Consider the following 13518-nt stretch of genomic DNA (forward strand, 5'->3'; position numbering starts at 1 on the left):
GACGTTAGAATGGGGGCATGGCCTACGAGATTCCGGTGACGCAAGCCAGGGCTGAACTCGCCGACCTGATCAACCGGGTGGTGTACGGCGGTGAACGCGTCGTGGTGACACGGCACGGCAAGCCCCTCGTCGCCCTCGTCTCCGCCTCCGACCTGGAGCGTCTCGACGCCCTCGACGCCCCGGCCGAGGACCAGGTGATCAGCTCGGTCTCCGCGGTCCGCGAGGTCGCGTCCGCTCCCCGCGAACGGCAGCGGTTCGGCATCGCGGCGGAGCACCGGGGATCCACCCCCTCCTGACTCCTCCCACGGGCTCAGTCCCTCCCACGGGTTTCAGGGCGCCCCGCGAAAAGGACCGCGCACCCCCGGCCGCTACAGCGGAGGTGCGCGGTCGCCCGGGTGGCCGGCGGGCCAGCCGGTGATCAGCCGGTGAGTGCGGGCTCCCGCTCGGCGGGCCGTACGGCACTCCTGGCGCGTTCCTTCATCGCGTCACCCAGCAGCACCGTGCCGAGCCCCAGCGCGGCCCACCAGGTGAGGGTCAGGGCCGGGCCGGTCGCCGCGGCGCCGTCGAAGAACGACACCGAGCGCAGCAGCGTCGTCCCCGCGCCCGGCGGCAGCCACTGGCCGATCACGCCGACCGGCTCCGGCAGCATCTGCGGGGCCGAGGCCGCCCCGGAGAACGGATTGCCCAGGAACATCACCGTGAACGCCATCAGGCCGATGCCCGCCGTGCCGATCAGCGCGGCGCACCCGGCCACGGCCGCGCTCACCGCCAGCGTCGACAGGCCGAGCGTCGCGGCCTCCGCCCACCAGTCGCCGGTGAGCACCCCGAGCCAGCTGTGCGCGAGCGCCGCCGCGACCACGCCCACCAGGGCGGCCGCACCGACCAGCGCCAGCGCGGCGCGGATCCCGCGCAGGCCGAGCAGGGTCACCACCGAGCCCGCGACGATGCCGGCCAGCGCCAGCGGCAGCACGCTCGCGTTCAGGGCCGCGCCACGCGGGTCCTTCTCCGGAGCTGCGACGACGTCCACGGTCGGCACCTCGGTGCCCTGGGCGGCGGCCCGTTCCGCCACCGCCTGCTGCAACAGCTGGGCGACGACCGGGCTCGCGGCCGAGGCGGTGAGCAGTTCGGGGCTCCGGCCGGTGACGACCACGGCGCCGTATACTGTCCGGTCCTCGATCGCGGCGCGGGCGGCGGCCTCGTCGTCGTAGCGGTGGATCTCGAAGGCGCCCTCCTGCTGCCGGAGCCGCTTCTCCAGCTGCGCGGTCGCGGCGGCCGGGCCCGCCACACCGAGCGGCAGGTCGCGGGGCGCGGTGCGGGCGGCGGGCCAGGCGAAGGCCCACAGCGCGAGCGCCGCGAGGACGGGGACGAGGACGACGACTGCCCATGCACGCCGGGCTGGGGCCCTGGTGGAGGGGGCGGGAGCAGTGGACATGGGGATCTCCTCTGAGTCTTCCCGGCCGGACCTGTCTTCCCGGTCGGCCCGGTCTTCCCGGTGCTCCCGGGCGGTGCGGGCTGTCCGGAAGCGGGTACGGAGCCGGACTCCGGGATGGGTCCGGGATCGGGGTCCGGGATGGGCCGGGGGCGGTCCGGGACGGGTCGGGATCGATTCGGGCGATTAAAAAGAAGGATCGTTCGTTTTACCTGTGACACCACCGTGCGGCGGACGGGCGTCCCTTGTCAAGAAGGAACGTTCGTTTTAGGTTGAGGTCCATGGCACGCGTATCCCAGGCCCACCTCGACGCCCGCCGCCGGCAGATCCTCGACGCCGCCGCGCTCTGCTTCGCCCGCAACGGCTTCCACGCCACCTCGATGCAGGACGTGCTGAAGGAGGCCGACCTCTCGGCCGGGGCGGTGTACCGCTACTTCAGCGGCAAGGAGGAACTGATCACCGCGATCGTCTCGGAGGTGCTGGGCGAGGTCCGCGCGGCCTTCGAGGCGGCCGCCGCGCAGAGCCCGCCCCCGTCCCCCGACGTCCTCGTGCCCTCCGTCCTCAGCCGGACCCTCGGCCTGCGCGAGTCCCTCACCCTCGACGGCGTCCCCGCCTTCCCGCGCCTGGTCGTCCAGGTGTGGTCGGAGATCCCGCGCAACGACGAGCTGGCGGCCGTCCTGCGCGAGGGGTACGGCTCGGTGCGCGCGGCCTGGGGACGGATCGTCGAGGCCTACCAGAAGGCGGGGACCATGCGGTCGGACGTGCCGCCCGACCACGTGGCCCGCACGATGATCGCCGCGGTCCTGGGCTTCATCGCCCAGCAGTCCCTGTTCGGGCCCACCCCGGTGGAGATCCTGCGGGACGGTCTGCGCGCGTTGATGAGCGTGCCGGGCACGGAACCGGAAGCCCGGGGATCACAGCTCGGTTAACTTGCTCGAAATGCGGTCCAATTAGCCTGCCCCTCCTCTACGCCAGCCAGGGACTTTTCCCGGTGGCCGCGGCAACCGGGCCCCGCACGGTCCGGAGCGAGGATGTGAGGTGGGACGTGCAACTGACCCCGCACGAGCAGGAGAGGCTGCTGATCCATGTGGCGGCCGACGTCGCCGAGAAGCGCCGGGCCCGTGGGCTCAGGCTCAACCACCCCGAGGCCGTCGCGCTCATCACGTCGCACATCCTCGAGGGAGCCCGGGACGGCCGTACCGTCGCCGAGCTCATGTCCTCCGGGCGCAAGCTGCTCACCCGGGACGACGTGATGGAGGGCGTGCCCGAGATGATCCACGACGTCCAGGTCGAGGCGACCTTCCCGGACGGCACCAAGCTCGTCACCGTCCACGACCCGATCGTCTGAGGGGGGCCTCGATGATTCCCGGAGAGATCCTGTTCGCCGAGGACCCGATCGTCTGCAACGAGGGCCGCGAGGTCACCCGGCTCACCGTCCTCAACGCCGCCGACCGGCCCGTCCAGGTCGGCTCCCACTACCACTTCGCGGAGGCCAACCCCGGTCTGGAGTTCGACCGCGCCGCCGCCCGCGGCAAGCGGCTGAACGTCGCCGCCGGAACCGCCGTGCGCTTCGAGCCCGGGATACCCGTCGACGTCGAACTCGTCCCCCTGGCCGGCGCCCGCGTGGTGCCCGGTCTGCGCGGGGAGACCGGAGGTGCCCTCGATGCCTGAGATCTCGCGTGCCGCGTACGCCGACCTGTTCGGCCCGACCACGGGTGACCGCATCCGGCTCGCCGACACCGACCTGATCGTCGAGATCGAGGAGGACCGTTCCGGCGGTCCCGGTCTCGCCGGGGACGAGGCCGTGTTCGGCGGCGGCAAGGTCATCCGGGAGTCCATGGGGCAGGCCCGGGCCACGCGCGCGGAGGGCACGCCCGACACCGTCATCACCGGTGCCGTGATCGTGGACCACTGGGGAATCGTCAAGGCCGACATCGGCATCCGCGACGGCCGGATCACCGGCATCGGCAAGGCGGGCAACCCGGACACCATGGACGGGGTGCACCCGGACCTGGTGATCGGCCCGGAGACCGAGGTCATCGCCGGCAACGGCCGGATCGTCACCGCCGGAGCCATCGACGCGCACGTCCACTTCATCTGCCCGCAGATCGCCGACGAGGCGCTGTCGTCGGGCGTCACCACGCTGGTCGGCGGCGGCACCGGGCCGGCCGAGGGCTCCAAGGCGACGACCGTGACGCCCGGCCCGTGGCACCTGGCGCGCATGCTGGAGGCGATGGAGCAGTACCCGCTGAACATCGGGTTCCTCGGCAAGGGCAACACCGTCTCGCACGAGGCGATGCTCTCGCAGATCCGGGGCGGTGCGCTGGGCCTGAAGCTGCACGAGGACTGGGGGTCCACGCCGGCCGTCATCGACGCCTCGCTGACCGTCGCCGACCGGACCGGCATCCAGGTCGCCATCCACACCGACACCCTCAACGAGGCCGGATTCGTGGGCGACACGCTCGCCGCGATCGCCGGACGCGGCATCCACGCCTACCACACCGAGGGCGCGGGCGGCGGGCACGCGCCGGACATCATGACCGTCGTCTCCGAGCCGCACGTGCTGCCCAGCTCGACGAACCCGACGCGGCCGTTCACCGTGAACACCGCCGAGGAACACCTCGACATGCTGATGGTGTGCCACCACCTCAACCCGGCGGTACCGGAGGACCTGGCGTTCGCCGAGTCCCGGATCCGGCCGTCGACGATCGGCGCGGAGGACGTCCTGCACGACCTCGGCGCCATCTCGATCATCTCCTCCGACTCGCAGGCCATGGGCAGGGTCGGCGAGGTCGTCCTGCGGACCTGGCAGACCGCGCACGTGATGAAGCGGCGGCGGGGCGCGCTGCCCGGCGACGGGCGGGCGGACAACCACCGGGTCCGCCGCTACGTCGCCAAGTACACGATCAACCCGGCGCTCGCGCAGGGTCTGGCCCGGGAGATCGGCTCCGTCGAGACCGGCAAGCTCGCCGACCTCGTCCTGTGGGAACCGGCGTTCTTCGGCGTCAAGCCGCACCTCGTCATCAAGGGCGGACAGATCGCGTACGCGCAGATGGGCGACGCCAACGCCTCCATCCCCACCCCGCAGCCGATCCTGCCCCGCCCGATGTACGGGGCGATCGGGCGGGCGCCGGCCGCCAACTCCTTCAACTTCGTGGCGCCACTCGCGATCGAGGACGGGCTGCCGGAGCGGCTGCAACTGGGCAAGAAGTTCGTCGCCATCGAGTCCACGCGGGGTGTCACCAAGGCGGACATGCGGGAGAACGACGCCCGGCCGCGGGTCGAGGTCGACCCCGACAGCTTCGCCGTGCACATCGACGGAGAACTCGTCGAGGCGACGCCGGCGGCCGAACTGCCCATAGCCCAGCGTTACTTCCTGTTCTGATGACCGGGGCAGCGCTTCTCGTCCTGGCGGACGGCCGCTTTCCCGCCGGAGGGCACGCGCACTCCGGCGGGGCGGAGCAGGCCGTCAAGGCCGGCCGGATCACCGGTGCGGCGAGCCTGGAGGACTTCTGCCGGGGCCGGTTGCACACGGCGGGACTGGTGGCGGCGGCGCTGGCCGCGGCCGCCGCGGCCGGGTGCGACCCGGCGCGGCTCGACGCGGCGGCCGACGCCCGGACGCCGTCCCCCGCGCTGCGTGTCGCCGCGCGGAAGCTGGGGCGGCAGCTGATGCGGGCGGCTCGGGCGGCCTGGCCGAGCGCCGAACTGGACGCCGTGGCACGGGCGTTTCCCAAGGGCGCCCATCAGCCGGTGGTGTGGGGGCTCGCCGCCCGGGCGGCCGGACTCGGACCGCGGGACGCGGCGTACTGCGCGGCGTACGAGAGCGTGAGCGGGCCGGCGACAGCGGTGGTGCGGTTGCTGAGCCTCGACCCGTTCGACGCCACGGCGGTGCTGGCCCGGTTGGCGCCGGAGCTGGACCGGGTGGTCGGTCGGGCGGTGACGGCGGGGGAGGCCGTGCCGGACGCCGGCGTCGACGCGCTGCCCGCGGCCTCGGCGCCGTTGCTGGAGATCGGGGCGGAGGTGCACGCGGCGTGGCCGGTACGGCTGTTCGCCTCCTGACGCCTCACGTCCGCCCACCCGCCTGACTCGGCAGGACAAGCGGTGCCCCCATCGGGGCGCCCTCCGCCGGCTCCGCCCCCGGACCCCGGCGGGGGCTTCGCCCCCGGCACCCCGACCCACCCCTGACCCCTCCCCAAGGAGCCGCACATGCACCTCGACCACTCCCACGAGACCGCCCCGGCCCTCGGTGCCGACGCCCATCGGCCCGACGGGTCCCGGCGTGCCCTGCGGATCGGGCTCGGTGGGCCCGTGGGTTCCGGGAAGACCGCCACCGTGGCGGCGCTGTGCCGGGCGCTGCGGGACGAGTTGTCGCTCGCCGTCGTCACCAACGACATCTACACGCGCGAGGACGCCGCATTCCTCCTCCGGGAGGCCGTGCTGCCGCCCGAGCGGATCACGGCCGTGGAGACGGGCGCCTGCCCGCACACCGCGATCCGCGACGACATCTCCGCCAACCTCGAAGCCGTGGAGGACCTGGAGGACGAGGTCGGGCCGCTCGACCTCATCCTCGTCGAGTCCGGTGGGGACAATCTCACCGCCACCTTCTCCAAGGGGCTCGTGGACGCGCAGATCTTCGTCATCGACGTCGCCGGCGGGGACGACATCCCGCGCAAGGGCGGGCCGGGGGTCACCACCGCCGACCTGCTGATCGTCAACAAGACCGACCTCGCGCCGCACGTCGGCTCCGACCTCGCCCGGATGGCCGCCGACGCCAAGGCGCAGCGCGCCGAACTGCCGGTCGTCTTCCAGTCGTTGCGGAGCGAGACCGGCGTGCGGGACGTCGCCGCGTGGGTGCGGGCGCAGCTCGCGGCGTGGGCGGCGTGACATGAGCGGTGTGCACGCCACCGCGCGGATCCGGGCACGTGAGGACGGACGCGGGGGGACCTCCCTGCCCGTCCTCGACAGCGACGGCCCCCTCGCGCTGCGGCGGACCCGCGGCGGCGACGGCGGTGAGGCACGTGTCGTGCTCGTCGGGGCGATGAGCGGACCCCTCGGCGGCGACCGCTTCGCCGTCGAGGCGGCCGTCGAGAGCGGTGCCCGGCTGCGCCTGGGCTCGGCCGCCGCCACCATCGCCCTGCCGGGACAGATCAAGGACGAGGCCCGCTACGACGTACGGATCGACGTCGCCGACGGCGGTGAACTGCACTGGCTGCCCGAGCCGTTGATCTCGGCCAGGGGCAGTGACCTGTACGTCACCACCCGCGTCGACCTCGCTCCCGCCGCGCGGCTCGTGCTGCGCGAGGAGCAGGTGCTCGGGCGGGCCGGGGAGGATCCCGGGCGCCTCACCAGCCGCCTCGTCGTGCGGGTCGGCGGACGGGCCGTGCTCGACCAGGAGCTGTCCTGCGGGCCGGGCGCTCCCGGCGGCTGGGACGGGCCCGCCGTCCTCGCGGGACACCGCGCCCTCGGTCAACTGGTCGTCGTGCGCCCGGAGTTCGGCGATCACCCCGTGACCGCACGGGTCCTCGGGGACACCGTCACGCTCGTGCCGCTCGCCGGGCCCGCCGCCCTGGTCACCGCCGTCGCGCCGGACGGGCTGCGGCTGCGGCGCGTACTGGACGAGGCCCTCAACTCCCTGGCCTGATCCGTCCCTTCATCCGGTCATCGTACGAAACTCTCCGGTTATCGGATTGGCAAAGAAGGTCAACGAGGGCTGTTCTCAGCAACCTCACAGCGGCGAGGATCACCCGTACCTGACGTCAATAGGTACGGGGAGGGCCCCACTTGAGGGACATACGACCGCACAGGCGGACGGCGGCGCTCGGCTCGGCCGGCGTGCTCGTCGCCGCGACCCTGATGGCCGGGGCGCTGGCCGCCCCCACGGCGAGCGCGACCAGCGGCCGGGCGGGGCAGGACCGGGAGATGCGGGGTGCCGCGATCGCCGCGGACCGCGCGGCGAAGGCCGGGATCGACTGGCAGGACTGTCCCGCCGACTGGGGCCTGGAGAAGCCGATCCAGTGCGGCTGGGTCACCGTGCCGCTCGACTACGCCAAGCCCGACGGCAAGCAGATCAAGCTCGCCGTCGACCGCATCGGCAACACGGGGACGAAGGAGGAGCGCCAGGGCGCGCTCGTCTACAACCCCGGCGGACCCGGCGGCTCCGGCCTGCGCTTCCCGCGCCGCGTGACCACCAAGGCCCCCGTATGGGCCAACATCGCCAAGGCCTACGACTTCGTCGGCTTCGACCCGCGAGGCGTCGGCAAGTCCACGCCCATCTCCTGTGCCGACCCGCAGGAGTTCGTCAAGGCACCCAAGGCCGACCCGGTCCCGGACACGGAGGCCGACAAGCTCGCCCAGCGCAAGCTCGCCCGCGAGTACGCCGAGGGCTGCTACGAGCGCAGCGGCGAGATGCTCCCGTACATGACCACGCCGAACACGGTGCGCGACCTCGACGTCATCCGCGCCGCCCTCGGTGAGAAGAAGCTGAACTTCCTCGGCGTCTCCTACGGCACCTACATCGGAGCCGTGTACGGCACCCTCTTCCCGGGGCACGTGCGCCGCATGGTCGTCGACAGCGTGGTCAACCCCTCCCGCGAGAAGATCTGGTACGAGGCCAACCTCGACCAGGACGTCGCCTTCGAGGGCCGCTGGAAGGACTGGCAGGACTGGGTCGCCGCCAACGACGCCACCTTCCACCTCGGCACCACCCGCGCGGCCGTCCAGGCCAAGTGGCTGGAACTGCGGGCCACCGCCAAGAAGAGCCCCCTCGGCGGGGTCGTCGGCCCGGCCGAGCTGATCTCCTTCTTCCAGAGCGCGCCGTACTACGACTCGGCGTGGGTGTCCGTCGCCACCGTCTTCGGCAAGTACGTCGCCGGTGACACGCAGGCCCTGATCGACGCGGCCGCCCCCGACCTCTCGGACACCGCCGGCAACGCCGCCGCCGAGAACGGCAACGCCGTCTACACGGCCGTCGAGTGCACCGACGCCAAGTGGCCCACCAGCTGGAAGAAGTGGGACCGCGACAACACGCGGCTGCACACGGAGCACCCGTTCATGACCTGGGCCAACGCCTGGATGAACCTGCCCTGCGCGACCTGGCCGGTCAAGCAGCGGACGCCGGTGAACGTCAGGAGCCACAAGGACCTGCCGCCGGTGCTGATCGTGCAGGCCGAGCGGGACGCGGCCACCCCCTACGAGGGCGCCGTCGAACTGCACGAGCGCTTCAAGGGCTCCCGCCTGATCACCGAGAGGGATGCGGGCTCCCACGGCGTCACCGGCCTGGTCAACTCCTGCGTCAACACGCGGGTGGACGCCTACCTCCTCACCGGTGAGCTCGACACCGCGGACGTGACCTGCGCCCCGCACGCCACGCCCAAGCCGTAACCACCGCCACGGCGACGAGGGGCGGCCGGATCCCACCGGCCGCCCCTCACCCGTGTGCGCCGGGGCCCCGATCCGCCGGACCTCAACTCAGCGGCAGCCGCGGGAACCTGCGCGCCTTCTCCCTGGCCGCCTCCGCCTCCGCTTCCGCCTCCGCCTTGACCACGGCCGCGTACCGGTCGACGTACTCCTGCTCCGACAGCGTCAGGATCGCGTACATGATCTCGTCGGTGACCGCGCGCAGGACCGCCTTCTCGTTCTCCATGCCGGCGTAGCGGGAGAAGTCCAGGGGCTCGCCGAAGCGGATGACGACGGGGTGGAAGGCGGGGATCACCTTGCCGGGCGGCTGGGCCTCGAAGGTGCCGATCATCGCGCAGGGGATCACCGGTACACCGGCCTTCAGGGCCATCACCGCGACGCCGACCTTGCCCTTGTACAGGCGGCCGTCGTGCGAGCGGGTGCCCTCCGGGTAGATGCCGAGCAACTCGTCCTTGCTCAGCACGCCGAGGCCCTCGCGGATCGCGGCCTGGCCGGCCTCCTTGCCGGAGCGGTCGACGGGGATCTGCCCGGCGCTGCGGAAGAAGGCCGCGGTCAGCCGGCCCTTGATGCCGGGACCCGTGAAGTACTCGGCCTTGGCCAGGAAGGTGATGCGCCGCCTGAGGACCGCCGGCATCAGGAAGTGGTCCGAGAACGATAGGTGGTTGCCCGCGATGATCGCCGCGCCGGACGCCGGAACGTGCTCCAGCCCCTCGATCCGGGGCCGGAACAGCAGCCTCAACAGAGGGCCCAGCACCACGTATTTCAGGAGGTAGTAGAACAAGGGTCGCTCCTCAGTCCGGCGGGTCGGCGCGGCCGCCGTGTTCCGGCAGGTCAACCGGCATGGTGTGGGCTGCCAGTGTAGGCGGGGGCGGGTGCGGCCGGTACCCGGCCGCCTGACGGTGTGTTACCCACCCGGGCGGGCCTCCCCTCACAGCCGCACGATGACGAGCGCCGTGTCGTCGGTCGCGCCCCCGGGCGGCAGCAGTTCCAGCAGGACGGTGTCGGCGCGGGTCTCGGGGTCCGCGGACCGGTGGCGGGCGAGGGCGTCGGCGAGGCGGGCCAGACCGGTGTCGATGTCCTCCCGCCGCCGTTCCACCAGGCCGTCCGTGTACAGCGTGAGGATCGCGCCGCTGTCGTAGGCGGTGACGGCCTGCGGCCGCGGGAGCGGGTCGGGGCGGGCGTCGAGCGGGGGGGTCGGTGGCCCGGTCGAGGAACTCCACGCGGCCGTCGGCGTGCAGCAGCACGGGCGGGGGATGCCCGGCGCTGCTGTACGTGATGGTGTGGCGGTCGCAGTCGATGAACGTGGTGACCGCGGTGGCCGATTCGGCGCCGTCCACGACGTGTGCGTACTGCCCGAGGACGTTCAGGGCCTCGGCCGGCCCGTCGGCGACCCGGGAGGCGGCGCTGAGCGCGCTGCGCAGCTGCCCCAGCCGGTCGGGCGACTCGACGTCGTAGCGCTGGAGGGCCATCGTGTCGCGCTCGCCGGTGACCAGGACCCGCCGCAGGGAGGTCTTCAGGTTGCGCACACCGCTGGCGGAGGGGTCGTTCGGGTTGTCCGGGAAGGCCTCGAAGGGGTGACGGCCGACCATCTGCTCGCGCCGGCGGCCGGCGACGCGCAGGAACTCCTCGTTGGCGTCGGCGAACTCCAGGCCGGGAGTCAGCTGGGCCGCCGCGCCGGGCAGGGTCCGGAACACCGCCGCGTAGTCGATCGCCGTGTCCTGCATGGCCCATGCCCCATCCGACCGTGCCTCATATGCCGAGATTGCGCCATTTTCTCATTTCGGGTGACGGGGAGAGGCGGCCGTGTCACACCTCGGGGCCGGTGAGCGACTGCTCGGCCCAGATGATCTTCCCGTCGGGGACGAAACGGGTACCCCACCGCCGGCTCACCTGCGAGACCAGCAGCAGCCCCCGCCCGCCCTCGTCCGTGGCGCGCGGATGGCGCAGGTGGGGGGCGGTGGCGCCGCCGTCGTGCACCTCGCAGACCAGCGCGCGCTCATGGATCAGGCGCAGCCGGATCGGGCCGGTGGCGTAGCGGATGGCGTTGGTGACGAGTTCGCTGACCACCAGTTCGGTGGTGAACGACAGCTCCGCGAGGCCCCAGTCGGCCAGTCGGCGGCTCGCCGCCTTGCGGGCCTCGGCGACCGCGGCCGGATCGGCGGGCAGCTCCCAGTCCGCGACCCGGTCGGGGGACAGACGACGGGTGCGTGCCATCAGCAGGGCCACGTCGTCGTGCGGACGGTCCGGGACGAGGACGTCGATCACCCCCCGGCAGCGCAGGTCGAGCGTGGACGCCTGCCGCTCCAGGGCCCGGCGCAGCCGCTCGCGGCCCGTGTCGAGCGCCCACTCCTCGCCGCGGGCCAGCAGACCGTCCGTGTGCAGCGCGATGGTGCTGTCCGGCAGCAACCGCAGTACGGCCGACTCGAACGGCGGCCCGCCCGCGCCCAGGGGCGGCCCCTGCGGCAGGTCGACGAAGCTGACCGTGCCGTCGGGCAGGACGACGGCCGGGGCGGGGTGCCCGGCGGTGGCCATCGTGCACCGCCCGTCGACGGGGTCGTAGACGACGTACACGCACCCCGACCCCACGGCCGCCGCGCCCTCCGCCGCGGCCCCGGCGCCGCCCACCACGGCCTCCGGACCGGCGCCCTCCTCGCGGGCGGTGCGGGCGACCAGGTCGTCGAGGTGGGCCAGGACCTCCTCCGGCGGAAGGTCCAGGGCGGCGAGCGTACGGACGGCGGTGCGCAGCTGTCCCATGGCCGCGGCGGCGTCGATGCCGTGCCCCGGCACCTCGCCCACGACCAGGGCCACCCGTGCGCCCGACAGCGGGATCAGGTCGTACCAGTCGCCGCCGACGCCGGTCAGCACGTCGGCCGGCCGGTAGCAGGCGGCCACTTCGACGGCGCCCTGCTCGGGCAGCCGGTGGGGGAGCAGGCTGCGCTGGAGGACCAGCGCCGCGTCGCGCTCGCGGGTGTAGCGGCGGGCGTTGTCCACACAGACGGCCGCCCGCGAGACCAGGTCCTCGGCCAGGACGACGTCGTCCTCGTCGAAGGGCTCCTGCGTGGGGTGGCGCAGGAACGTGGTGACGCCCAGGGTGGCGCCACGGGCACGGACCGGTACGACCAGCACGCTGGGGGGCCCGACATGCTCCCCGCCGACGACGGGCAGGACCGGCCGCCAGTCCTCGGCGTCCGGGCCGAGCCGCTCCGCGCGCCAGGGCCGCCCGGTGGCCAGACAGCTGACGGGGGGCGAGCCCACCGGGTAGGCGACCACGGGCGGATCGGTGTCGGCGGTGGCTTCGGGGCCCCGTGGCGACTGCTGCCCGACCCGCCGCAGCGCCACGGCCCCGCCCTGCGCCGGCTCCGTCGTGGGCTCCGCACCCCGCAGCACCGCCTCCAGCAGGTCCACGGTGACGGCGTCGGCGAAGCCGGACACCGCCACGTCGGCGAGTTCCTGAGCGGTTCGCGCGATGTCCAGGCTGCGGCCGATGCGCCGGCCGGCCCGGTCCAGCAGGGCGAGGCGCTGCCGGGCGCGGTGGCGGTCGGTGATGTCCACGACCGTGTAGTAGACGCCCATCGGGTGGCCGTGGTCGTCGTCGAGACGGGTGAACGTCAGCATGTGCGCGGTCTCCCGGTGCGGTGCCGCCCGGACCCGCCCGACGTGCTCGTAGCCGACGACGGTCTCGCCGCTCTCCAGCACGTGCCGCATCTGGACCTCGACCGCCTCCGCGTCCAGGCCCGGCTGCACGTCCGCGAACCGCAGGCCCAGCCGACGCTCGGGCGGGCCGCCGCCGAACCGGGCCAGGGCGGCGTTCGACCACACGAAGCGCAGGTCGGTGTCGACGACCGCGATGCCGATCGGGGAGTCGCCCACCATCTGCTCCAGCACGGTACGACTCATGGCCCAGCCGGGGGCGTCACCCCTCTCGTTCAGCAGCACCAGCCAGCGCGAGGGGCCGCCGGGCTCGTCCGCCGAGGTGATCCGGGCCATGACCGGGATCGGCTGCCCGTCCCTGCGGCGGGCGGACAGCAGCCCTGCCCACCCGCCGTCCCGGCGGCACTGTTCGAGCACGTCCGGGACCCGCGCGGCGTCGCCGTGGGCGAGCAGCCCGGCCAGGTCCTTCCCGACCGCCTCGGCGGCCGGATACCCGAGCAGCCGCTCGGCGTCCCTGGTCCAGCTGGTCACCACCCCCCGCCCGTCGAGCAGCAGGGGCGCGGCATCCGCCACGTCGAACCGCCGGCGGGCAGCGCCGTCCTCGTCCTGTGTGCCCACGGTCGACCTCTCTGTCGCTGAGAGTGGTCTACCACCACTTGCCTCCATCTTCACCCTGCCGCATCCACGATGTGCGCGACGCGACTCCCTCCAGGGGCACCGAAGGCTTGGCGGGGCGCCGGTACGGATCCTCGCGAGGCCGCTCGGCGGGGGATCGCGGTGGCTTGGTGCGGGGCCGGTACGGATCCCCGCGAGGCCGCCCGGCGGAGGAACGCGGGGTCGGTGTCCGCTGCCGCGTCGGACGGATTCGGGCGGCGCCGCCCGGGCGGCGGGGGCGAGGAAGTGGACCGTCTCCCGGAACGGCGCCCCGACGCCCTGGGTCTCCGGGGGCACCGAAGGCTTGGCGTGGCGCCGGTACGGACCCTTGCGAGGCCGCCCCGCGGAGGAACGCGGTGGCTTGGTGC

Annotated in this window: 12 protein-coding genes and 1 pseudogene; 9 read left to right on the forward strand and 4 right to left on the reverse strand. The window is 73.5% G+C overall.

Going from position 1 to position 13518, the window contains the following annotated elements:
* Window positions 1-17: 17 nt before the first annotated feature.
* On the forward strand, window positions 18-296 hold the full coding sequence (locus ACF1A1_RS25785; RefSeq protein WP_392003102.1) for a type II toxin-antitoxin system Phd/YefM family antitoxin: 279 nt from the start codon (window positions 18-20) through the stop codon (window positions 294-296).
* Between the two features lie 122 nt (window positions 297-418).
* On the opposite strand, the gene ACF1A1_RS25790 is transcribed toward ACF1A1_RS25785, so the two are convergent.
* Complete coding sequence (locus ACF1A1_RS25790; protein WP_392003104.1) at window positions 419-1432, reverse strand: ABC transporter permease; 1014 nt, start codon at window positions 1430-1432, stop codon at window positions 419-421.
* Window positions 1433-1710: 278 nt separating this feature from the next.
* Here ACF1A1_RS25790 and ACF1A1_RS25795 point away from each other — a divergent pair, with 278 nt between their 5' ends.
* From ACF1A1_RS25795 to ACF1A1_RS25830, 8 genes are all read left to right on the forward strand, one after another.
* On the forward strand, window positions 1711-2358 hold the full coding sequence (locus ACF1A1_RS25795) for a TetR/AcrR family transcriptional regulator (protein WP_392003106.1): 648 nt from the start codon (window positions 1711-1713) through the stop codon (window positions 2356-2358).
* Between the two features lie 116 nt (window positions 2359-2474).
* Entirely contained in the window at window positions 2475-2777 is a 303-nt protein-coding gene (locus ACF1A1_RS25800; RefSeq protein ID WP_356577191.1) for an urease subunit gamma, read from the forward strand.
* An 11-nt stretch (window positions 2778-2788) separates the two neighbouring features.
* Window positions 2789-3100 carry an urease subunit beta gene (locus tag ACF1A1_RS25805; protein ID WP_392003108.1) on the forward strand — a complete coding sequence of 104 codons (312 nt, stop codon included), beginning with the start codon at window positions 2789-2791 and terminating at the stop codon, window positions 3098-3100.
* Window positions 3093-4814: an urease subunit alpha gene (locus ACF1A1_RS25810; RefSeq protein WP_392003110.1), complete on the forward strand. Its 1722-nt coding sequence runs from the start codon at window positions 3093-3095 to the stop codon at window positions 4812-4814. Before ACF1A1_RS25805 ends, ACF1A1_RS25810 begins: the two co-directional genes overlap by 8 nt.
* The gene (locus tag ACF1A1_RS25815) at window positions 4814-5488 is read left to right on the forward strand and encodes an urease accessory protein UreF (RefSeq protein WP_392003112.1); all 675 of its coding nucleotides are present in this window, start codon (window positions 4814-4816) and stop codon (window positions 5486-5488) included. The genes ACF1A1_RS25810 and ACF1A1_RS25815 overlap by 1 nt, the downstream gene beginning before the upstream one ends.
* A 147-nt stretch (window positions 5489-5635) precedes the next feature.
* Window positions 5636-6313 carry an urease accessory protein UreG gene (ureG, locus tag ACF1A1_RS25820; RefSeq protein WP_392003113.1) on the forward strand — a complete coding sequence of 226 codons (678 nt, stop codon included), beginning with the start codon at window positions 5636-5638 and terminating at the stop codon, window positions 6311-6313.
* 1 nt (window position 6314) lies between these two features.
* Window positions 6315-7070, forward strand: a complete 756-nt coding sequence (locus tag ACF1A1_RS25825; protein WP_392003115.1) for an urease accessory protein UreD — start codon at window positions 6315-6317, stop codon at window positions 7068-7070.
* A gap of 140 nt (window positions 7071-7210) precedes the next feature.
* Window positions 7211-8809 (forward strand): alpha/beta hydrolase, encoded by a 1599-nt coding sequence (locus ACF1A1_RS25830; protein ID WP_392003117.1) that lies wholly within the window; start codon window positions 7211-7213, stop codon window positions 8807-8809.
* An 82-nt stretch (window positions 8810-8891) separates the two neighbouring features.
* On the opposite strand, the gene ACF1A1_RS25835 is transcribed toward ACF1A1_RS25830, so the two are convergent.
* From ACF1A1_RS25835 to ACF1A1_RS25845, 3 genes and pseudogenes are all read right to left on the reverse strand, one after another.
* Window positions 8892-9626, reverse strand: a complete 735-nt coding sequence (locus tag ACF1A1_RS25835; protein ID WP_392003119.1) for a lysophospholipid acyltransferase family protein — start codon at window positions 9624-9626, stop codon at window positions 8892-8894.
* 147 nt (window positions 9627-9773) lie between these two features.
* A pseudogene (locus tag ACF1A1_RS25840) lies at window positions 9774-10569 on the reverse strand (SpoIIE family protein phosphatase).
* An 82-nt stretch (window positions 10570-10651) separates the two neighbouring features.
* Window positions 10652-13114 carry a SpoIIE family protein phosphatase gene (locus tag ACF1A1_RS25845; RefSeq protein WP_392003120.1) on the reverse strand — a complete coding sequence of 821 codons (2463 nt, stop codon included), beginning with the start codon at window positions 13112-13114 and terminating at the stop codon, window positions 10652-10654.
* Between the last annotated feature and the right edge of the window lie 404 nt (window positions 13115-13518).

It is taken from the genome of Streptomyces sp. NPDC014995, assembly GCF_043080745.1.
Lineage (GTDB): Bacteria > Actinomycetota > Actinomycetes > Streptomycetales > Streptomycetaceae > Streptomyces.

Coding starts and splice junctions, on each gene's coding strand:
- ACF1A1_RS25785 (WP_392003102.1), top strand. CDS start 18: ATGGCCTACGAGATTCCGGTGACGCAAGCCAGGGCTGAACTCGCCGAC.
- ACF1A1_RS25790 (WP_392003104.1), bottom strand. CDS start 1,432: ATGTCCACTGCTCCCGCCCCCTCCACCAGGGCCCCAGCCCGGCGTGCA.
- ACF1A1_RS25795 (WP_392003106.1), top strand. CDS start 1,711: ATGGCACGCGTATCCCAGGCCCACCTCGACGCCCGCCGCCGGCAGATC.
- ACF1A1_RS25805 (WP_392003108.1), top strand. CDS start 2,789: ATGATTCCCGGAGAGATCCTGTTCGCCGAGGACCCGATCGTCTGCAAC.
- ACF1A1_RS25810 (WP_392003110.1), top strand. CDS start 3,093: ATGCCTGAGATCTCGCGTGCCGCGTACGCCGACCTGTTCGGCCCGACC.
- ACF1A1_RS25815 (WP_392003112.1), top strand. CDS start 4,814: ATGACCGGGGCAGCGCTTCTCGTCCTGGCGGACGGCCGCTTTCCCGCC.
- ureG (WP_392003113.1), top strand. CDS start 5,636: ATGCACCTCGACCACTCCCACGAGACCGCCCCGGCCCTCGGTGCCGAC.
- ACF1A1_RS25825 (WP_392003115.1), top strand. CDS start 6,315: ATGAGCGGTGTGCACGCCACCGCGCGGATCCGGGCACGTGAGGACGGA.